This is a genomic window from Paenibacillus sp. DRB1-1 (genome assembly GCF_052119485.1).
GTDB lineage: Bacteria > Bacillota > Bacilli > Paenibacillales > Paenibacillaceae > Paenibacillus > Paenibacillus polymyxa_B.
Genome location: NZ_JBODQH010000001.1, coordinates 5,138,044 through 5,157,994 on the forward strand (window position 1 = coordinate 5,138,044; position 19,951 = coordinate 5,157,994).

At 48.1% G+C, this 19,951-nt stretch carries 18 protein-coding genes; 13 read left to right on the top strand and 5 right to left on the bottom strand.

Annotated features, from left to right (window positions below):
- Window positions 1–34: 34 nt before the first annotated feature.
- From ACQW03_RS22970 to ACQW03_RS22985, 4 genes are all read left to right on the top strand, one after another.
- Entirely contained in the window at window positions 35–1,375 is a 1,341-nt protein-coding gene (locus ACQW03_RS22970; protein WP_441951882.1) for an STM4014 family protein, read from the top strand.
- Window positions 1,368–2,150 (top strand): STM4013/SEN3800 family hydrolase, encoded by a 783-nt coding sequence (locus tag ACQW03_RS22975; protein ID WP_071641243.1) that lies wholly within the window; start codon window positions 1,368–1,370, stop codon window positions 2,148–2,150. The genes ACQW03_RS22970 and ACQW03_RS22975 overlap by 8 nt, the downstream gene beginning before the upstream one ends.
- Before the next feature lie 69 nt (window positions 2,151–2,219).
- Entirely contained in the window at window positions 2,220–3,638 is a 1,419-nt protein-coding gene (locus tag ACQW03_RS22980; RefSeq protein ID WP_071641241.1) for an STM4012 family radical SAM protein, read from the top strand.
- Window positions 3,635–4,549, top strand: coding sequence for an STM4011 family radical SAM protein (locus tag ACQW03_RS22985; protein WP_441951884.1), 915 nt, complete (start codon window positions 3,635–3,637; stop codon window positions 4,547–4,549). Before ACQW03_RS22980 ends, ACQW03_RS22985 begins: the two co-directional genes overlap by 4 nt.
- Before the next feature lie 147 nt (window positions 4,550–4,696).
- Here ACQW03_RS22985 and ACQW03_RS22990 read toward each other — a convergent pair whose 3' ends face one another.
- From ACQW03_RS22990 to ACQW03_RS23005, 4 genes are all read right to left on the bottom strand, one after another.
- Window positions 4,697–4,975, bottom strand: coding sequence for a YxcD family protein (locus ACQW03_RS22990; protein WP_013310599.1), 279 nt, complete (start codon window positions 4,973–4,975; stop codon window positions 4,697–4,699).
- A 3-nt stretch (window positions 4,976–4,978) separates the two neighbouring features.
- Entirely contained in the window at window positions 4,979–5,434 is a 456-nt protein-coding gene (locus ACQW03_RS22995; protein ID WP_025722043.1) for a hypothetical protein, read from the bottom strand.
- Window positions 5,435–5,589: 155 nt separating this feature from the next.
- The gene (locus tag ACQW03_RS23000; protein ID WP_025722044.1) at window positions 5,590–6,162 is read right to left on the bottom strand and encodes a PadR family transcriptional regulator; all 573 of its coding nucleotides are present in this window, start codon (window positions 6,160–6,162) and stop codon (window positions 5,590–5,592) included.
- 250 nt (window positions 6,163–6,412) lie between these two features.
- A complete protein-coding gene (locus ACQW03_RS23005; protein ID WP_023989055.1) occupies window positions 6,413–6,976 on the bottom strand; it encodes a beta-class carbonic anhydrase in 564 nt (187 codons plus the stop codon).
- Between the two features lie 173 nt (window positions 6,977–7,149).
- On the opposite strand from ACQW03_RS23005, the gene ACQW03_RS23010 reads away from it, so the two are divergent.
- The 5 genes from ACQW03_RS23010 (at window position 7,150) to ACQW03_RS23030 (ending at window position 12,630) form a co-directional block, all read left to right on the top strand.
- Window positions 7,150–8,667, top strand: coding sequence for a carboxypeptidase M32 (locus ACQW03_RS23010; RefSeq protein ID WP_220029745.1), 1,518 nt, complete (start codon window positions 7,150–7,152; stop codon window positions 8,665–8,667).
- Between the two features lie 146 nt (window positions 8,668–8,813).
- A complete protein-coding gene (locus tag ACQW03_RS23015) occupies window positions 8,814–9,905 on the top strand; it encodes an ABC transporter substrate-binding protein (RefSeq protein WP_220029744.1) in 1,092 nt (363 codons plus the stop codon).
- On the top strand, window positions 9,902–10,714 hold the full coding sequence (locus ACQW03_RS23020; RefSeq protein WP_104496943.1) for an ABC transporter ATP-binding protein: 813 nt from the start codon (window positions 9,902–9,904) through the stop codon (window positions 10,712–10,714). The genes ACQW03_RS23015 and ACQW03_RS23020 overlap by 4 nt, the downstream gene beginning before the upstream one ends.
- 8 nt (window positions 10,715–10,722) lie before the next feature.
- Complete coding sequence (locus ACQW03_RS23025; RefSeq protein WP_013310592.1) at window positions 10,723–11,556, top strand: ABC transporter permease; 834 nt, start codon at window positions 10,723–10,725, stop codon at window positions 11,554–11,556.
- Between the two features lie 117 nt (window positions 11,557–11,673).
- Window positions 11,674–12,630 carry an aromatic acid exporter family protein gene (locus ACQW03_RS23030; RefSeq protein ID WP_023989050.1) on the top strand — a complete coding sequence of 319 codons (957 nt, stop codon included), beginning with the start codon at window positions 11,674–11,676 and terminating at the stop codon, window positions 12,628–12,630.
- Window positions 12,631–12,651: 21 nt separating this feature from the next.
- Here ACQW03_RS23030 and ACQW03_RS23035 read toward each other — a convergent pair whose 3' ends face one another.
- Window positions 12,652–13,968 carry an amino acid permease gene (locus ACQW03_RS23035; RefSeq protein ID WP_441951890.1) on the bottom strand — a complete coding sequence of 439 codons (1,317 nt, stop codon included), beginning with the start codon at window positions 13,966–13,968 and terminating at the stop codon, window positions 12,652–12,654.
- 115 nt (window positions 13,969–14,083) lie between these two features.
- Between ACQW03_RS23035 and ACQW03_RS23040 the strand changes: the two genes are divergently transcribed.
- The 4 genes from ACQW03_RS23040 (at window position 14,084) to mutS (ending at window position 19,951) form a co-directional block, all read left to right on the top strand.
- The gene (locus ACQW03_RS23040; RefSeq protein WP_025722048.1) at window positions 14,084–14,980 is read left to right on the top strand and encodes a LysR family transcriptional regulator; all 897 of its coding nucleotides are present in this window, start codon (window positions 14,084–14,086) and stop codon (window positions 14,978–14,980) included.
- Between the two features lie 126 nt (window positions 14,981–15,106).
- Complete coding sequence (locus tag ACQW03_RS23045) at window positions 15,107–15,664, top strand: outer spore coat protein CotE (RefSeq protein ID WP_013310588.1); 558 nt, start codon at window positions 15,107–15,109, stop codon at window positions 15,662–15,664.
- Between the two features lie 121 nt (window positions 15,665–15,785).
- Window positions 15,786–17,021, top strand: a complete 1,236-nt coding sequence (locus ACQW03_RS23050; RefSeq protein ID WP_441951893.1) for a putative amidoligase domain-containing protein — start codon at window positions 15,786–15,788, stop codon at window positions 17,019–17,021.
- Between the two features lie 110 nt (window positions 17,022–17,131).
- Window positions 17,132–19,951 (top strand): DNA mismatch repair protein MutS, encoded by a 2,820-nt coding sequence (gene mutS / locus ACQW03_RS23055; protein ID WP_441951895.1) that lies wholly within the window; start codon window positions 17,132–17,134, stop codon window positions 19,949–19,951.

Here is a 19,951-nt window from a genome sequence, read left to right on the forward strand (position 1 = left end):
TCAAAATTAAAATGATCTAAAGTGAGGCGGCTCTATGGTTAGGATGTCAGACTGTAATGTCAGCGAGCCGTTTATCTTGTTCGGTAATCCGGGGAATCGTCGAACTACCGGGCTGCAGGAGGCGCGAAGCAGATTAATGCTTCCGCCCGCTCTAGAAGTTTCCTATAAGAATGTGCTGGAAGCTATTCGGCAGAAGCAAGGTCTGGGCGAGCTGATGTTGCGAATAGCTGCACGAGCTACGCAAGATAGCGTGAATGGCAGTTCTTTTGTGCAAGAGAGCATTGATCAGTTACTGGCGGGGCAGATGGACAGTGGTCCGCTGCTTCGTCTGGATGCACCGGGCGAAAGCTTTGAGGTAGAGCGTGAGTTGATTGCACTAGGTGCCTCGGATGGTGAGGGAGACGATTCTCTGTTGCCATGGCCCGAATGGACACAAGGCACAGGTATATCGGCGGCAGAAGCGCGACGTCTGCAGGAGCAGCACGGTCGTATTTGGCACCAGGCACAATGGTTCCGGGGCTATTGCCGTCTGCTGGCCTGGCTGCGGGAGGAAGTGGCTCTGCTCTGGCCCTCGTCACACTGGATGAACGATCCGGCGGAAGTAGCCGTGATGTTCGATAAACGGCGTTGTAGCGCCGATTTAGGCAAGGCAGGTATAAGGGTCCCGCCCGTGCTTGCATCTTCAGGAGGTGCATTTCGTGATGTTGTCGATCTGCACACGGCAATGAAGGAGAGCGGGTTTCACCGCGTATTTGTAAAAATATTTTGCGGATCCGGTGCTTCTGGTGTCATGGCCTATCAGGTACATCCCCACACACACGCGGAACTGGCGGTGACCACGATTGGAACGGAAATCATACGCGGACAGCGCGTGTATTATAATGCCGGACGATTGCGTCGTTATACGAATAAGCAGGACATTCATGCTATCCTTAACTGGCTATGCCTGGAAGGGGTACATGTGGAGCGCTGGATTCCTAAAGCGACCCTGAATGGGCGTGTTTATGATGTGCGCCAACTCGTGTGCGGATCAGAAGCTTGCCATGCGGTTTTACGTTTGAGCCATAGCCCCATTACCAATTTGCATTTGCGTAATGAGCGGCTTTCGCTGAAGGAAGCCGGATTACCACAGAATACGGTGGAAACGGTCCAGCTTACTGCGAAAGCCGCTATGAGTGTTTTTCCAGCCTCTATGGTTGCTGGACTGGATGTGCTGGTTCCGGCTCATGGGGGGCGTCCCTATGTGTTGGATGTTAATCCGTTCGGTGATTTGCTTTACCGGGTTGAACATCAGGGTTGGAATCCGTATGAATGGGAAATGCAGCACCTCGCTAATAGGAGCGTGGTTAGGGAAAGGAAAGACAGATATGACTGATATGAACCAAATTGTCGGCTCTCATGATATTGTCATGATTACGCTGGATACCTTGCGTTATGATGTAGCAAAGCTGGAGGAAGAGAACTGTCCGAATTTGTGTGGCTCCGGGTCGTGGGAAAAGCGCCATACACCTGGTAGCTTTACCTATGCTGCACATCATGCTTTTTTTGGCGGATTTTTGCCAACTCCAGCGAATACGGATAAGACTTCACATATCCGTCTGTTTCACACAAAGGATACGGGACTGCGTACGCATCCACATACCTGGCTGTTCGATGCCCCGGATATTGTGTCCGGGCTAGAGGGTGAAGGTTATCGGACCATCTGTATCGGCGGCGTTATTTTTTTTACGAAGAAAAATAAGCTTGCCAAGGTGCTGCCTGGATATTTTCAAGAAAGCTACTGGCGTATGAACTTTGGCGTTACCAACCCCCGTTCGACGGAGAATCAGGTGAATCATGCTCTGAAACTGTTGGGGAATACAGACCCGTCGCAGCGCTTGTTTTTGTTTCTGAATGTATCTGCGATTCATGGGCCTAATCATTATTTTGTGAAGGGCTCTGCTAAAGATTCAGTGGAGTCTCAACGCGCAGCCTTGCGGTATGTGGATGGTGAACTTGGACGTTTGTTTGATGCCTTACGAAATCGGAGCAAAACGTTTTGTATGGTTTTTTCCGATCATGGTACAGCTTATGGGGAAGACGGCTATGAAGGACATCGTCTGGCGCATGAGGTAGTCTGGAATGTGCCTTACCGCGAATTTATATTATAGAGCAAATAGAAATATAGATTGCACTGGTAGAATATCAAGAAATCAATCCAGCGCGAGGAAGGAGCAGAAATGAAAGCCATGAATCTGAATCACTCGCATCCAACGGGTGCGGCAGCCCCGGAGATAGATACAAACGTAACACCGTCTAGGTTTCAGTGGCCCGAAACTCCTGTTGAATGGGCACGCACGATCCGTGAAGCTCCCTATCGCTCCTATCTGTACTCTTACCCACATAAAACGGCCTATCGTCCGTTTGATACACCGCTCTCGTTGCAGGAGTTGTGGGAGAAGGAGGAGTTAGAAAGCTATTTTTTGTATATGCATATTCCATTTTGCGCGGCTCGCTGTGGATTTTGTAACCTCTTCACTTTGCCGGACAAGCGTCTGGATGTACATAAGGAGTATGTGGATGCGCTAGAAAGACAAGCCAAGCAATGGGCACCAATTATGGGCCGTCGGCCTTTTTCGCGTTTTGCGATCGGCGGCGGTACACCGACCTTACTGGAGTCTCCTTTGGTGGAGCGTTTGTTTGACATTGCGGAAAATATGATGGGACTGGACCCTAAACGAGCTTCTATTTCGGTGGAAACCTCTCCCGATACTGTGACTGAGGATAGGTTGGAGGTGCTCAAGCGCCGCGGGACAGATCGTGTAAGTATGGGAATTCAGAGCTTTGTGGAATCAGAAAGTGCCGCCATATACCGACCTCAGAAGCCAAAACTTGTTAGAGAAGCACTTGAGCGGTTGGTGGAATACAACTTTCCTTTGCTGAACGTGGATCTGATCTATGGCCTGCCTGGTCAAACGGTGGAAACCTGGTTGTATTCTTTAGAGGAAGCACTGTCTTACTCGCCAGGAGAGATTTTTCTTTACCCGTTATATATTCGAGAAAATACGATTTTAAAGCCAGGCTATACCGGGCTGGATCATGATATTCGCCTTACTTTGTATGAAGTGGCGCGTGAACGGCTCAAACAGGCAGGATATGTACAATATTCCATGCGCCGTTTTGCTAAAAATGATGGTATATCCAGCAAAGAGCTTTTGCCCTACAGTTGTCAGGAGGAAGGTATGGCCGGTCTGGGGTGTGGTGCACGCTCCTATACACGCAATGTCCACTATGCCAGCCGTTATGGTGTTAGTGCAGCAGCTACGCGTAGTATTATCGCAGATTATGTTGCTGCGGAACGTCATGATCTGGCTGACTACGGTTTTATTTTAAATGTGGATGAGAGTAAGCGACGCTTTATCTTAAAGGCGCTTCTTCATCGGGAAGGTTTGGAGCTATCGGCCTACGCAGAGCGCTTCGGTGTATCCCTGTCGGACGATTTTACAGGAATGTCGTTGCTGCTGGAATCCGGTATGGCTGTCGTCGAGGAGGGTACGCTGCGACTTACAGAGGAAGGAATGGCCTATTCCGATGCGATTGGGGACTGGATGATCTCCACGTCTGTACGTGAGCGCATGGAAGGATATGTAGGCGCATGAGAGCGACCTTATATTATCGTGGTTCGTTGACCTCTTGCAACTATGCTTGTCCTTACTGCCCATTCAGTAAAAACGTTGATAGTCGGGAAACGTTGAACAAGGATCGTGCCCAATTGGAACGTTTTGCTGATTGGGTACGGGAACAGGGCGCTTTGGGGCATCGTCTCTCTATTTTTTTTAATCCGTATGGAGAAGCCTTGATTCATTCCTGGTATCGCAAGACCATGATTGACTTTTCCCACATGGCGCATGTGGAAAAAGTAGCGGTACAGACGAATCTATCGACTAAGCTGGATTGGACGCAAGAACTGAACCCGGAGACTGCTGCGCTGTGGGCTACATATCACCCTGGAGAGACGAAAGAGCAAGTCTTTATATCGCAGGCTATAAAGCTATATGAACTTGGTATTTCCTATAGTGTCGGTACTGTCGGGTTAAGACAGGCATTTCCGGCTATTCGTTCCTTGCGATCGCAACTTCCAAGGGATGTTTATTTGTGGATCAACGCCTACAAGGATCGTCCACATTATTATACAGATGCTGAGGTTACTGAGTTAACTGCGATAGACCCCTATTTTCAATGGAATTTAAAGGATTATAGCAGTCAGGGGCGGGGATGTCGCGCCGGTGAAGATGTATTTTATGTCCAGGGTGACGGAAGAGTAAAACACTGCTATCAGGATCGACGGGTGCTAGGACACTTATACAGGGATGGTCTTGAGGGTCTGAGTGGCAAACGTCCGTGCCGAATGAAAGAATGCGGCTGCTATATCGGCTATATTCATATGGAAGAGCAGCCGTTTCGGGAAATGTACGGTAGTGGCTTACTCGAAAGGGTGCCACGGGTACAGATAGCTCCGGTTCCATCATTTAGCAGACAGGCTATTCATAGAGCAAATGAATCCATATAGCAAGGGACGTCCACGTCTATATGTAATACTATAGCACCTTGATCTATTAGAGAAACGAGCAACAAAAAAGAACCGACCCTTGCCCTCAAGCAAAGGTCGGTTCTTCTGTTTTATAATAAGTTTGGGCAACGATCTTATACGAAATAATCAAGTTTGGACAATAGCAGTAATTTCTTCATCCAGATCCAATCTAATTTGTTCGCGATAGGCACGAATATTGTATTCGGAATATAGGTATCTCAGAATTGCTTCAATCATATTGGCTTCCACTAGATATTGACTGCGGCCCTGTACATGGACTTCTGCTGAATAACCTGTATCCTCTTCCCAGCTTAATTCTACTGTCACATCAGTGGGCTGGACACCTTTGCGTTCAGCCATATGCAAGCAAATAGCGTTGACAATCTCATCCATACTCAAAATCATAGCTTAGTAACGTCCTCCGCGGGAATCATCTGGTTTGCGACGATTTTTAATAGCACGATAGATACCTACTCCGGCCATGATCAGGACATAAATGGCGAGAACGTTAACGGCAAGGCCAAGCAAGCTGCCCAATGCGCCCATGTTGCCGAACAATCCACCGAAGAGCATACCTGCCAAACCGCCCAGCATCATACCTTTCAGGAATCCACCGCCACCGCCAAGGAATCCACCAGTTCTGCTTGTATTACCAGCAGTTGCCCCTGACTTGGTTCCGCTATCTGACTTATTAATGCCATTGCTGTCATTCGCCTTGCTTGGTGTAGATTGGTATGATTTGGGTCCGGATTTAAACCCGCCGCCTCGCCTTGCATCAGCTGTAGATGGTGCGATCATAGCAATGAGTAGGGTAAAAGCCATCATCAGCATCATCATATTTTTCAAAGTGAATGTTTTTTTCATGTAAATATAATCCCCTTTTAGTAAATTGTTTTATAGGTCAAACAACCGCTTACCAGTAATACGAATGGCATGGAAAAGGGTTTCAAAGAATTTTAATTTTTAAAAAAATAAATAATAACTTTCCTTAAATCCTATGCATGGATTAGCAAAAGCATTCAGCTTTGCGGCTTAAGTGAAAACGGATTAGTGTCCGCATTGACATCACCGGCAAGCAGCATACGCAGAACCATTTGGCACCATTCCAGACCTGCTTTAGCATTCAAAAGTCCTTTTTGTACTAAAATATAGTCACCAAAGTTTTTACTTCCAAAATGTAAATTCTCTGCGGGAATGTTGTTCAGAATATCCTCTAGATGCTGGATTTTCTGAATAAAATGACGTTTGCGTTCCTCCAGCATACGATTGGCACTACTTTTGTCTGTCAACCAAAGACAGAACAGTCGAAGACTTAATTCATCCCGTGTAACCGGAGCAGCTAACGCTTCCTGGGACCATTGCTGAAGCATATGGATTCCCTTGTCGGTAATGGTATACATTTTCTTATCAGGCTTGTCGGACTGCTGAATCCAGCGGGAGGCTAGCAGTTCCTTACCCTCCATACGGGCCAGTAGCGGATAGATCTGACTGTGCTTGGCCTGCCAAAAAGGCTGGATACGCAACATCAGATCATAGCCGGAGGATTCCTCTCTTGCGAGAAGTCCCAACAGACCATACGATAGTAAATTCATAGATCTTATCTCCTTCATCCATCATAGTAACGGTTGTAACAGCACTGCGGCAGGTATTCTGCAGCTTCATGAAAAGTGTACACTGAAACTGTATGGTTTGACAACTTTCAGGCAGGTCGTTCACAGGTTAGCCAAAATTGGCTCCTGTCATTCTCCACGTATATGCGCTTTTTTTCATAAAAAAGGGTAGTTTAAGCTCGTATGTGCGAGTTTAAACTACCTGGTAACTTTCTGCCGAAGCATATCCTATTTACTGTTCATTCCCGTCAACGACAAGCGTTAACGCTCCTGTATCTGGATGAATAACCATGCCGTGAACGGGGGCATTAGGGGGGAGAAGCGGGTGATTTTTAATAAGCTTCACGGTAGTTTTTACCCCTTCTTCAATGTTGTCAAAACCTTTCAACCACTTATTTAGCTTAATTCCTGAATTTTCTAATGTATTCAGCACTTCCTGAGAAATTCCGCGATCGAGCATTTCATTGACCATGTGGTCTGCATTTAATGCAGCCATGCCGCATTCATAATGGCCCACGACCACTACTTCGTCTGCTCCCAGCTCATACAGGGCGACTAGTACACTGCGCATTACGCTTCCAAAGGGCTGTGAAATAATCGCACCCGCATTTTTGATGATTTTCACATCACCATTACGCAGGTTCATGGCTTTAGGGAGTAGCTCTGTTAGCCGTGTATCCATACAGGTGATAATGACCATTTTTTTATTGGGGAACTTGCCCGTTCTATAGGCCTCGTATTCTTTGTTTTCTACGAAAACACGATTGTACTCTAAAATGTCTTTGATGTGATCCACGATTGTTCCCTCCAGGTTCTTATAAAGTTTGATATGTACAGCCCAACGTTTATTTCAGGTCTTAGGAGCTGGTCGTACATGTTGTGTGTTGATTATACTTTTTAATATAAGTATCATCAAGTATAGGTATTGTAAAGTTTTAACCATTTTAAGTTAAAGAGGTGACCTCAAATATGGCGCAACAGACGTTGGATCAATTGACGGCTTTAAAGGAGCTTGCACACAAAATCAGTAGTTATGGCGAAGCAGTAGGTCTGCTGCACTGGGATTTACGGACTGGTGCTCCGCGAAAGGGCGTTGACATTCGGTCGGAGACGTTAGGTATGCTGTCCACTGAAATGTTCAAGCTGATGATCTCGGATGAAATGGGACAATTGCTGCAATTTTTTGCCGCAGAAGACAAGCTGAAGCAACTGGAGGACAATGATCGCAGATTGGTGGAGGAATGCCGTAAAAATTATGAACTGAATCGTTCGGTTCCGGCAGACCGATATCGGGAGTATAGCATTCTTGCAGCACAGGCAGAGAGCAAGTGGGAGGACGCAAAGGAACATAGCGATTTTGCCGGATTTGAACCGTACTTGTCTAAAATCGTAGACATGAAGCGTGAGTTTATCGGCTACTGGGGTGTTAAGGATACAGAGTATGACACGCTTTTGGATCAATATGAGCCGGGGATGACGGTTGAAAAGCTGGATGCTGTGTTTGATCGTCTCAAAAAGCGCCTTGTGCCCCTATTGTCTAAAATTCAGGCTTCATCGAACCAGCCGGATAAGAGCTTTTTAGATGGTGTGTTTGATGTGAAGCAGCAAGAGAAGTTCAGCCTGTTCATTTTAGGACAGATGGGGTATGACTTTGACGCAGGTCGTTTGGATGAGAGTGTACATCCTTTCGCAACAGGATTAAATCCAGGTGATGTGCGTATAACAACTCATTATCTGCAAGATGATGTAACCAGTGCTATTTTCAGTTCGTTGCATGAAGGAGGCCATGCACTGTACGAACAAAATATTGCTCCAGAGCTGGCAGGATCACTACTGTCTGGAGGAACCTCTATGGGGATTCATGAATCCCAGTCGCGCTTGTGGGAAAATAAAATCGGACGCAGTCGTGCTTTTTGGGATCGGTATTACGATGATTTGCAACAGCATTTTCCTGATCGTTTGGCGAAGGTTACGGCAGAGCAATTCTACCAGGCAGTCAACCGTGTAGAAAATTCACTGATTCGTATTGAAGCGGATGAGCTAACATATAATTTACATATCATTATCCGTTATGAAATTGAAAAAATGCTGTTTAATGAAAAGCTGGATGTGAAGCGTCTCCCCGAGGTATGGAATGCGAAATATAAGGAATACCTGGGGCTTCTACCACCGAATGACGGACTGGGCGTACTTCAAGACGTTCACTGGTCCGGTGGTGATTTTGGTTATTTTGCTTCCTACTCGCTTGGCAATATGTATGCAGCGCAAATTTTGGCGACATTACGCAAAGAGTTGCCCAATCTGGATGAATTAATTGCTGCTGGGGAACTTGAGCCGATCAAGCAATGGCTGACCGAACGTATTTACCGTTACGGCAAGAGTCGGACGCCATCCGAGTTGATTGTAGCCATTACAGGTGAAGAGCTGAACCCGGATTATCTCGCCGACTATCTGGAAGAGAAGTATACCTCTATATACAAGCTGTGATTTAGAAACTATAAAATAATCATATATGCATCTAACCCGCGTTCCTAGGCGAACGCGGGTTTTTTTTGTGCGATTAACCAATATATCGACAGTCGCATAACAATATATGAAGTCAACCGATGTAAAAAAGTGGGGAGGGAACAAGGATGAAAAACGGCGCTCGTTTCAAAGCAGTGGTGGCTGCGGCACTACTCGGATTACTGTTGCTCAGTGGATGCACTCCCAAAGGAGGGGAGCAGACGATTGAGATCAGACTAGGAGAGGTAGCCCGTACGGTCTTTTATGCGCCGCAGTATGTAGCCTTGAGTCAGGGAATGTTTGCTCAGGAGGGACTGGATGTCCAATTGGCAACGATTCCCGGGGGTGACAAGGCGATGACGGCGTTGTTGTCCAATCAGGCGGATATCGCGCTGATCGGCGCGGAAACATCTATTTATGTGTATCAGCAAGGAGCAGAGGACCCCATCATTAATTTTGCTCAACTGACACAGAAGGATGGTACCTTTTTGTTTGCCCGTCAAACGAAGGATAGCTTTGAGTGGGAAAAGCTGAAAGGACAAAATTTTTTGGGGCAACGCAAGGGCGGAATGCCGCAAATGTCACTTGAATTTACGCTTCGCAAACACGGCATTGATCCTCATAAGGATCTGGAGCTGATTCAAAATATTGATTTTGCTAATGTTGCCTCTGCTTTCGGCTCTGGTACAGGGGATTATGTGCAGCTGTTTGAGCCACAGGCATCTATTTTTGAAAAGGAAGGCCGTGGACGGGTAGTTGCCTCTATCGGTGTGGAGAGCGGCGAGTTGCCGTATACGGTATATATGGCTAAGCAAAGCTACCTGAACACAAATAGCGAGGCTGCACAGAAATTTACAAATGCTGTATATCGGGCACAACAGTGGATTGCTACGCATTCACCTGAACAGATTGCTGAAGCAATCACGCCCTATTTTAAAGATACAGATTTAGCTGTTTTGACAAGTAGTATCAAACGATATAAGGAACAGAGTACCTATGCTTTGAACCCGATGATTGAGGAAAAGGAATGGAAGAACTTACAGGATGTCATGACCTCGGCAGGGGAGCTTAAAAGTCCGGTTGTACTAGATAAGCTAGTGAACCCAAGCTTTGCACAACAAGCGATTTCGTCAAACTCTTCCAGGAATACTGAACCGCCTGTGAAAAAGAACACAACTGAATCTACGGATGCAGGTGTCGGTGCTGGAGGTTCGTCATGATGGAGGAACGGAGTGGCCTAACTTCAGACGCGACCATCCCGATGGTGAGACTGGAGCAAGTGACGCATGTCTATGTAACGGATCGTGAAGCTTCGCTGGCGGTTGAGAACATTGATTTTTCCGTAGAGACAGGGGAGTTTGTCAGTTTGGTTGGTCCAAGCGGCTGCGGCAAAACGACAATCCTGTCCATGATCGCGGGGCTGCTGCGTCCAGCGGCAGGCCAAGTCATGTTGCAAGGTCAGCCGGTAAGTGGTCCGAGTCCAGAGGTCGGTTACATGCTGCAGCAGGATTATCTGTTCCCATGGCGGACGATAATGGATAACGCATTGTTGGGTCTGGAACTAGGCAACAGAGTGGATGAAGCTGCGCGTGAGCGGACACGGCTGTTGCTGGAAGGCATGGGTCTGGGAGGGAAGGAGCATCTGCATCCGTCCCAGTTGTCTGGGGGAATGCGCCAGCGCGTGGCGCTGGTACGGACGCTGGCGACCAATCCGGGACTGCTGCTGCTGGATGAGCCGTTCTCCGCGCTAGATTATCAAACCAAGCTACAGCTGGAAGATCTGATTGCGGAAACCTTGCGCGAGCGGAGAAAGACGGCTATTTTAGTCACACATGATTTGGCCGAGGCCATTGCGGTCAGTGACCGGATTATAGTGATGGGTCGAAATCCTGGTCATGTCCGACGTACCTTCGAGATTCCGGATTGCATCCGAAAAGCTCAGCCTTTTTATGCACGCGAGCAGCCGGGTTTTAATGAGCTTTTTCATGAAATATGGGGTGAACTGGAGGCTTCGGGAGCAAAGGAGTGAGTTAACGTATGAAGGACGAAGCGGATCAGCTTGAGCAACGTTGGATTCAAGGACTACATCAGGCGTATTTACGTAGTAGGCGTTCGCAACGATGGTTAGTGACAGGTGTACAGACAGCTATTTTACTGCTTTTGTTTGTCTTATGGGAAATTGCAGGCCGTTTGAAGTGGATTGATGTGCTGTTGTTCAGCTATCCGAGCAAAATTTTCACCCAGATCGGTAAGGATGCGGTCAGTGGTGAATTATGGGGACATGTAGGTGTCACCGTGGGAGAGACGATGGCGGGGTTTTTACTCGGTACACTGTTAGGTACGTTGCTCGCTGTACTTATTTGGTGGTCACCGTTTTTGTCGAGGGTGCTTGATCCCTATATGGTCGTGTTCAACAGTATGCCTAAGGTGGCGCTAGGTCCAATTTTTATCGTCATGTTTGGGGCGGGATTTACTGCTATCCTAATGACAACCCTCTCCATTACGGTCATTATTACGACACTAGTCGTATACAACAGCTTTCAAGAAGTCGATTCGAATCTGATCAAAGTGGTTCGCACGTTTGGCGGATCACGCCGGGATACGTTTCAAAAGGTGATTTTACCTGCATCCTTTCCTGCAATCGTCTCTACGCTGAAAGTGAATGTCGGTATGGCATGGGTTGGCGTGATAGTTGGTGAATTTCTGGTGGCCAAAAACGGCTTAGGCTATTTGATTATCTATGGTTTTCAGGTGTTCAATTTCACGCTGGTTATGTCCAGCTTGTTGATCATTGCTGTCGTAGCTACACTGATGTATCAGGCGGTCGTGTATGTGGAGCATCGTCTGCTTTCCGGTCGTCCTCATCGGTAACAATAAAATTTCTGAACATTTGTGTAAAACATGAAAATAAAGTACCATGAAAATGAAATACTTAATATTTATGAAAATGTGAAAACAGATTTCATCTAGAGAGGACAGAACTTTTTCATGGGCTTTCGTACGATTAAAACGGCTATTGCCGCATTAATGGCCGTACTTATTGCGGAGGGTTTTGGCATTCATGGAGCCACCTCAGCAGGGCTTTTAGCGATTTTGGGGGTGGATGTCACACGCAAGAGAAGTCTCCGTACCATTTCGGCGAGATTTTTTGCATCCGTCGTGGGGCTTCTTTTTGCTTGTGTTTTGTTTGTGGTATTCGGATTTCATGATTGGGTACTAGCATTATATATTTTAACGGCGTTTCCAGTCATTGTACGGGTGGGTTTTAAAGAAGGGATCGTCACCGGCTCGGTCGTGGTTTTCCGCGTATTCAGCGGCGGCGTGATTGATATGGAGGTACTGCTGACCCAGCTAGCTCTGCTAGTGATTGGACTGGGTTCCGCGATGATTGTCAATTTAGCCTATATGCCGGGTTCTGATAATACAATGCAACAGATTCGGCAGGAAGTGGATCGGACATTTTCTGTTATATTCAGAAATATGGCCAATACGCTGCGTAGTCCAGCATACATATGGGATGGCAAGGAAGTTATTGAAGCGAACAGTGTGATAGCCAAAGGGGTCACGGAGGCGGGGCGTTCCTTGGAAAATCAGATGCTTCGTCCCCAAGAGGGCTGGAATGTGTATTTTTATATGCGAAAAGAACAGCTGGATTCGATCCAAAACATGATGCAGTTGATCGCACAAATGTATCAGCATATGCCGCAGGCCAAGCTTCTGGCCGAGCTGTTCGACCAGCTTAGCAATGACGTTTTGGCTGGACATTATACGGGACAGACTGAGAAGCTGCTGGAGCAGGTTCGTGAAGAATTTAAAGCAATGGAGCTTCCCGCAACCCGGGAGGAATTTGAGATTCGTTCGGCATTATTGCAGCTTACACATGAGCTTCATCAGTATTTGAAAATTGCGAAAAAGGACAAGGCCCCTACTCCAGTGAAAAATTAGAGTAAAGGCCTTGAGGGGCTACTATCCATGACGGACAGTAGCCTTTTCTTGTTCAGTGATGGTAGAAGCCGGATGACTGAAAGTCCGTTTGTGCCGAATTCGGTCTGTGATCCATAAGACAGCGGTGATCAGGCAAGGGTACAGCATAGCCCATCCGACAAAGGGGAAAACGATCGCCGTAGAGATGAACGATATCCAACTAATGGAAACCCCCCAGCGACTACCACGCAGAAGCTTAATTCCTGCTGCACAACCTCCGAGATAGGTCAGAATAAAGGTGGCGTTCGGGAACTGGATCAGGTTAGTGAGTGAAACAGTACCACTACCGTACAACACCATAATGATCACGAAGCAGACGCTAAGAAAAGCAATGCCACCGATAGGGGTATGGAATCGTTGGGATAACATGCCCATCCAGCGAAAGGCCTGTCCTTGCCGGGATAAAGCATAAGCGACACGTGAAGCGGCACCAACATAAGCAATAATAGTAGCGGTACAAATGAAGATACCCGTCAAGCCTGCAATTATCGCGCCCCATGGCCCGATAGCCCGACTAATCACCCATACGAGCGAAGCATCCGAATCCCCTGCAAGGTAACTTTGTGTGCCCACAGTAGCCAGCGCAGTTAAGAAATAAAGCAAACCAACAATGACGGCTGCAATGGTCACGCCTTTAACGGCTGCTCTCTGGGGATTAGTGAATTCCTCTGACATATGGGACACAGCCTCCCAACCGATAAAACACCAAAACAGAATCGCGGCCGCTTGACCGACGGAGAGCCAGCCATGTGGAACAAACGGGGTGAAGTGGACTGTTTCCATTTGAGGAAGTGCTGCGGCAATGGCGAATATAAGGACGGCAACGATAGCCATGACGACAGCGATCTGAATACGTCCCGCGACCTTCATGCCGATCCAGTTGATGATCAGGCCCACCGCCAGCATAGCAGCGGCTAACATCATGCGGCTTTCCTCTCCCCAGCCCATGGCTGCGGTCATATAGCCGGCTCCGGTGAGTGCGGCAACAGGTGCCCCAATCGGAACCGACATGAGAAAAAACCACCCGATATAAGCACCAGCACGTGGTGAAAAGGCCAACGTGACAAAATGCGATACCCCTCCCGCATTCGGAAATTTGGCGGATAGAAGACCCATGGAAAGCGCCATTGGCAGGATGAGCAAGGTCATAAAGCCCCATGCCAGCAGCGATGCCGGTCCCGCCATTTGGGCGGCAAGTCCAGGCACAATCAATATCCCCGAACCCAGTACAGCTCCGATATAGAGTGCAATGGCCTGTGGAAGACCAATGGTGGATTGAAGTTTACTTTCATTTGTCATGCAGAAAATCCTTCTTTCTCTTGTTATTTTCTCCAGCTTATCAGATAATCAATCTATCGGAAAAACGGAATATAACGATTGCTTGCATCGGAAAAACCGATTGAAGGAGCGGATTATGGAATCGCGGCATTTGTTTACCTTTTTAAATGTAGTTGAGGCAGGCAGTTTTACGCGAGCAGCGCGTATACTGGATTATGCACAGTCGAGTATCACTGCTCAAATTCAAACGCTGGAGGCAGAGTTGGGTACGCCGCTTTTTGATCGCATTGGCAAGAAAATCATGCTGACGGATGCCGGACGACGTCTACTACCCTATGCGCAGGAGATTTCCAAGATGCATGCTATGGCTAAGGATGCACTTCGTTCAGAAACGGAATTGGCGGGCACGCTGAAGATAGGAGCACCAGAGTCTCTGGCCGCATTTCGTCTACCGAGTCTGATCCGTGAGTACAGGGAACGGTATCCGAAGGTTAAAATTGTCCTTAAACCCGGCGAATGCTGGGAATTGCGCGATTTGATCCGCTCCGGTGAGCTGGATTTGGCTTTTTTGCTTCAGCCTGAGACGGAGGATAGAGAACTGAATGTCACCACGCTTATTCATGAGCCGATGGCCTTGGTTGCTCCACTTAAGCATTCGCTGGTTACCTATACCCGGGTAGAGCCTGCTGACTTGAAGGACGAAACCATTTTGCATACGGAGGCAGGATGTACGTACCGTATCCTTTTTGAGCAGTATTTGAATAAACACGGTATTTTTTCAGACCCTAGCCTGGAATTTTGGAGTATTGAAGCCATCAAGCAGTGTGTCATGGCTGGATTGGGTATTGCGCTGCTTCCGCTGGTTACGGTACAAAATGAGCTGCGAGAAGGTAAAATGGCGCGTTTAGCCTGGGATGACAGTGAACAGCAGGTGGCTACTCAGGTCGCCTATCACACGAAAAAGTGGAAATCCCCGGCTCTTAGTGAATTTTTACAGATCGTTGATCAGCATGTAACACATTGGCGTGCATGAGTTCAAGCCATCGCGGCATATGCTTATACAAATAATATTTTTTCCTTTTCGCCTATTCACTCAACATTCGCCTACAACCTGCATACATATGTATGGAATGATTGATTGTATGGAGGAGGTTCAAGAATGGCATTAAGTCATAAAAATCGTAGAGAGATTATTACCAAAGCGATCTGTGGTAAAGGTCGCAGATTCTCTACCGTAACCCATACCGTAACTCCGCCGAATAATCCGACGAGCATTTTAGGGGCATGGATTATTAACCACCAGTATGAAGCTGTGGCGGCGGGGGACGGCATTGAGGTCGTCGGGACGTATGATATCAATATTTGGTACTCATACGATAAAAACTCGCAGACCGATGTGGCCAAGGAAACGGTGTCGTACGTGGAAAATGTGCCGCTCTCGTATCTTGATCCGAAGCACCGGGCGTCTACAGTGGAAGTATCCGCCGAAGCTACACAGGAGCCGAGTTGCGTCGAGGCCAGTGTGTCTTCTGGAGGTGGCAGCGTAATGATCCGGGTCGAGCGGGAATTTGCGGTGGAGCTGGTGGCGGAAACGAAGATTGTTGTAGAAGTATTCCCGAATGGTAGCAGCGATGATTTTGACAAAGACTTTGATTTTGGAGCGGAAGAGGGGGACTATGAGGAGCTCGACCCCGACCTCATTGACGACGAGCTCTGACAGAAGTAACCAAAAAGAGGGCCGCTTTACTCTTTGCGCCGGCTGATTCTGCGCAGGGGGCAAAGGCCCTCCTTTTTTGTTGTTGTGGGTTGAAATCCGTACGTAGTCCGTAGGGGGGAATATGATGCAGCAGCCGGGACAGGCGCTCATACGCTTCAGACAGATGCCAAATGATGAAAAAAAGCGTAGACTGGAGCGTTCAGGCATAGCGGTGCAGTGGATGGATAGCAGTATAGCAGATTTTACGATAGGTTACGCGGTGCAAATCCATCAACTGCGAGTGTTGGAAATTCGTAGACGTGCCATCGAAGGGCCTTCCAAAGTCCGCGCATACGATCTGTCTGAACTGGATCAACATTCACCGCTTTATGTCCGGATGGAGCGGCTGGCTGTACGAGCGTTGTACACACTGGGTTTGGACAGTGGTGAGGTAGTACTGACGCCGCTGGGGGAGCGCAGCTGTCAGGTGCGCGAAATCTCGGCACAGCCATGGCTGAACGATAGACGTTTGGCCACATTATATGAAATTGCTGCGCGCGAAGGGGATGTTGAGGGTGAGAATCTTTCAGCGCAACGAGGAAGAGATCGACTGCTCATCGGAATGGACCCTGAATTTGTGCTGGTTCGTATGCCCGAGGGACGGGTCGTTCCGGCCTCAAGATATTTGGGTCGTCTCGGCATAGCCGGCTGCGATGCTGTTACTCGTCGAGGACGAACACTGTATCCAGTCGCTGAGCTTCGTCCTGCGCCGAGTGGAGATCCGGCCCGTCTGTTGAAGCACCTGCGTCAAGCTTTTGCAACAGCAGCCCGGCGCATTGCCGACCGCACACTCATCTGGCAGGCAGGGGGGATGCCGCAACCGGGTTTTCCGCTAGGCGGACATCTTCATTTCAGCGGGGTTTCGCTAAATGGTGCCTTGCTCCGGGCACTGGATAACTATTTGGCACTGCCTTTGGCGCTACTGGAAGACAAGCGTGCGGCTCGGCGCAGACCGCATTATGGCAATTTAGGTGATTTTCGCCGTCAGTCGTATGGAGGCTTTGAATATCGTACACTGCCCAGTTTTCTTATCTCACCACAGCTGGCGAAAGGTGTGATTGGCATGGCGTTTCTCATTGCCTCTCAATACCCGCGTTTGCAACGTAGGCCGCTAGGTGAGGAGGAGGCTCACAGAGCCTTTTATGAAGGAAATCAACTTGTCCTTAAGGAGTATATGGAACCTCTTATTTTGGACATGGTTTCACTGGAAATATACTCGCAATATGAAGCTTATGTAGCGCCATTGCTGGACAGCCTCCGCAAGGGGAAACAGTGGGATGAATCACGGGATTTGCGCCCGTATTGGAAGCTTATGTAAAACCAAGTGTCGACACCAGGAATGGTTTCATGTTATCGACTGTCATTTTTGATATAATGAGAGATAATTATAAGTTTAAACGGAACAAAGTGTGGGGGTTAGTAAACGGTATGTCCAAATATACACCGATGATAGAGCAATATTTATCCATAAAAGAGCAGGCCAAAGATGCATTTTTGTTTTTCCGCCTGGGAGATTTTTACGAGATGTTTTTCGATGATGCAATTCTTGCATCCAAGGAGCTGGAAATTACACTTACGGGTCGTGAGGGTGGTGCCACGGAGAAAATTCCGATGTGCGGCGTACCTTATCATTCAGCGGAAAATTACATACAGCGCCTCATTGAGAAGGGTTATAAAGTGGCCATATGTGAGCAAATGGAGGAAGCCTCAGCTACGAAGGGGATGGTGCGGCGGGATATTGTCCGCGTTGTGACCCCGGGTACGGTAATGGAAGGCAAGGTGCTGGGTGACAAATCCAACAACTACATGGTATGTGTCACAGAGACGGACGGGATGCTGGCGCTGGCGGCGTGCGACTTGTCAACAGGTGAATTGTATGTGACCTCTGTGCCTGATTCGAAAGAATGGCTACTAGATGAAATTAACATTTATGAGCCGTCCGAAATGTTGGGGGATGGTCATCTGCTCGATTTTGTGACATCCCGTATGTCCCCCGTTGGACGGCGCGTTGTGTATACGTCTTGGGACAAATCCAAGGATGATCTGGTTCGGGATCAATTTGGGGAACCCACGTGGGCAAGGCTTACGGAGGAACGCAGACGGTGCGTGTCACGTCTAATTTCCTATTTGAATGAAACGCAAAGAAGATCGTTAGGCCAATTGACCCAAATTTCGGTATATGAGCCAAACCATTTTATGATCCTGGATCCATTTACCCGCCGGAATCTGGAACTGGTGGAGACGGTACGTGAACGCGCCAAGAAAGGCTCGCTGCTGTGGCTGTTGGATCGCACAGAGACTTCCATGGGAGCGCGTCTGTTGCGTCGTTGGATTGACAAGCCGCTGTTGAGCAGCAATCTTATTGAGGAGCGCTTGGAGGCGGTGGACAAGCTATACCACCAGTTTATTTTCCGAGAGGATGTACGTGCTCAGCTTAAAGAGATTTATGATCTGGAGCGTCTGGTTGGACGGATCGCCTTTGGTAGTGCTAATGCACGTGATCTGATCGCCCTCAAGCTGTCGCTGGCCCGAATTCCGTCTTTACGCGAGCTGTGCGCTGAATCTCCTTCGAAGACGCTGAGACGAATTGCACAAACGTTGGATAGCTGTACAGACCTGTGCACGTTAATTGAGGAAGCGGTGGCGGATGAACCGCCGATTTCCGTAAGGGACGGAGGTCTTATTAAGGAAGGCTACCATCAGCGTCTGGACGAACTGCGCGAGGCGAGTGTGAACGGTAAGCGTTGGATCGCTGAGCTAGAGGCCAAGGAACGCGTAGCAACCGGCATTCGGTCACTTAAAATTGGATACAACAAAATATTTGGTTATTATATCGAAGTGACCAAATCCAATTTGGCTTCATTACCGGAAGGTCGATATGAACGCAAACAGACGTTGGCGAATGCGGAACGGTATATTACACCGGAGTTGAAGGAAAAGGAATCTCTAATTCTGGAAGCCGAGGATAAAATGGTTGATCTGGAGTACACGCTTTTCTCCGAGCTTCGCAGTAAACTGAACGCTGAAATTCCACGTTTGCAAAAGCTGGCAGAGCAAGTGGCTGAAATTGACGTGTATCAGTCGCTGGCTTCGGTTAGCTCGGAACGGGGATTCGTGAAACCTGAGCTGACTACAGGATATGATTTCGTAGTGGAGCAGGGTCGCCATCCCGTGGTGGAAGCCGTAATGAAAGATGGCGGTTTTATCGCAAACAGCACGGTGTTGGAGGAAGCCGATGCACATATTCTACTTATCACTGGGCCGAACATGGCTGGGAAAAGTACGTATATGCGTCAGGTTGCACTTATTGCGATTATGGCTCAAATTGGCTGCTTTGTCCCTGCTGCACGTGCCAAGGTGCCAATGCTGGATCGCATTTTCACACGGATCGGCGCGGCGGATGATCTCATCGGCGGGCAGAGTACGTTTATGGTCGAAATGGCAGATATCCAAGTAATGACGGACAAGGCAACTCCGCGAAGCTTGATCATTATTGATGAACTGGGACGAGGTACGTCCACCAGTGAAGGAATGGCAATTGCACAGGCAGTCATCGAATTTGTCCATGACACGATCGGCTGTAAGGCGCTGGTATCCACGCATTTCCATGAGCTGGCGCATTTGGAGCAAGGCCTGTCTTCACTGCGAAATTACTCTATGGCCGTGCAGGAAAGCGGCGACAAGGTGAATTTCTTGCGCAAGCTCATACCGGGAGCGGCTAGCAGTAGCTATGGTATTTATTGTGCTCGGCTTGCAGGCTTGCCCAATAACATTATTGAGCGAGCGAATGGACTGCTGAATGGTTTTGAACAGGCAGCGGCTCAAGTAACGGCAGGTACGGAGACAGTAGTAGGAGGGAAGGAAGGGACTGATCTTCGTACAGTTTCAGGGACAGAGGATATTTCTTCTTTGACCGAATTTAATTCAGGCCAGACATTGCGAGAAAGCGGAGAAACTGCACCATCAGCTCAGTCTTTATCACAGCAGGCCACCCTGGTAAAAGAAGATACTCTGCAGACGGTGGAAACTTCCAGCACGTTGGAGCAAGGAGCAACCGAAGTAGTACAGCTGTCCATTTTCGGAGAGCAGGAGCTTGCCGCCTCCAAGCCACACGCAGAGACAGTAGAGGCTAATCCGATTGTGCGCCAAATTTTGCGCAAGGTGAAAAATGCTGATGTCATGAATATGACTCCTTTACAGGCAATGCAGCTATTAAATGATCTAAAAAACAAGGCCAATGGCCTGTAG

Coding starts and splice junctions, on each gene's coding strand:
- ACQW03_RS22970 (WP_441951882.1), top strand. CDS start 35: ATGGTTAGGATGTCAGACTGTAATGTCAGCGAGCCGTTTATCTTGTTC.
- ACQW03_RS22975 (WP_071641243.1), top strand. CDS start 1,368: ATGACTGATATGAACCAAATTGTCGGCTCTCATGATATTGTCATGATT.
- ACQW03_RS22980 (WP_071641241.1), top strand. CDS start 2,220: ATGAAAGCCATGAATCTGAATCACTCGCATCCAACGGGTGCGGCAGCC.
- ACQW03_RS22985 (WP_441951884.1), top strand. CDS start 3,635: ATGAGAGCGACCTTATATTATCGTGGTTCGTTGACCTCTTGCAACTAT.
- ACQW03_RS22990 (WP_013310599.1), bottom strand. CDS start 4,975: ATGATTTTGAGTATGGATGAGATTGTCAACGCTATTTGCTTGCATATG.
- ACQW03_RS22995 (WP_025722043.1), bottom strand. CDS start 5,434: ATGAAAAAAACATTCACTTTGAAAAATATGATGATGCTGATGATGGCT.
- ACQW03_RS23000 (WP_025722044.1), bottom strand. CDS start 6,162: ATGAATTTACTATCGTATGGTCTGTTGGGACTTCTCGCAAGAGAGGAA.
- ACQW03_RS23010 (WP_220029745.1), top strand. CDS start 7,150: ATGGCGCAACAGACGTTGGATCAATTGACGGCTTTAAAGGAGCTTGCA.
- ACQW03_RS23015 (WP_220029744.1), top strand. CDS start 8,814: ATGAAAAACGGCGCTCGTTTCAAAGCAGTGGTGGCTGCGGCACTACTC.
- ACQW03_RS23020 (WP_104496943.1), top strand. CDS start 9,902: ATGATGGAGGAACGGAGTGGCCTAACTTCAGACGCGACCATCCCGATG.
- ACQW03_RS23025 (WP_013310592.1), top strand. CDS start 10,723: ATGAAGGACGAAGCGGATCAGCTTGAGCAACGTTGGATTCAAGGACTA.
- ACQW03_RS23030 (WP_023989050.1), top strand. CDS start 11,674: ATGGGCTTTCGTACGATTAAAACGGCTATTGCCGCATTAATGGCCGTA.
- ACQW03_RS23035 (WP_441951890.1), bottom strand. CDS start 13,968: ATGACAAATGAAAGTAAACTTCAATCCACCATTGGTCTTCCACAGGCC.
- ACQW03_RS23040 (WP_025722048.1), top strand. CDS start 14,084: ATGGAATCGCGGCATTTGTTTACCTTTTTAAATGTAGTTGAGGCAGGC.
- ACQW03_RS23045 (WP_013310588.1), top strand. CDS start 15,107: ATGGCATTAAGTCATAAAAATCGTAGAGAGATTATTACCAAAGCGATC.
- ACQW03_RS23050 (WP_441951893.1), top strand. CDS start 15,786: ATGATGCAGCAGCCGGGACAGGCGCTCATACGCTTCAGACAGATGCCA.
- mutS (WP_441951895.1), top strand. CDS start 17,132: ATGTCCAAATATACACCGATGATAGAGCAATATTTATCCATAAAAGAG.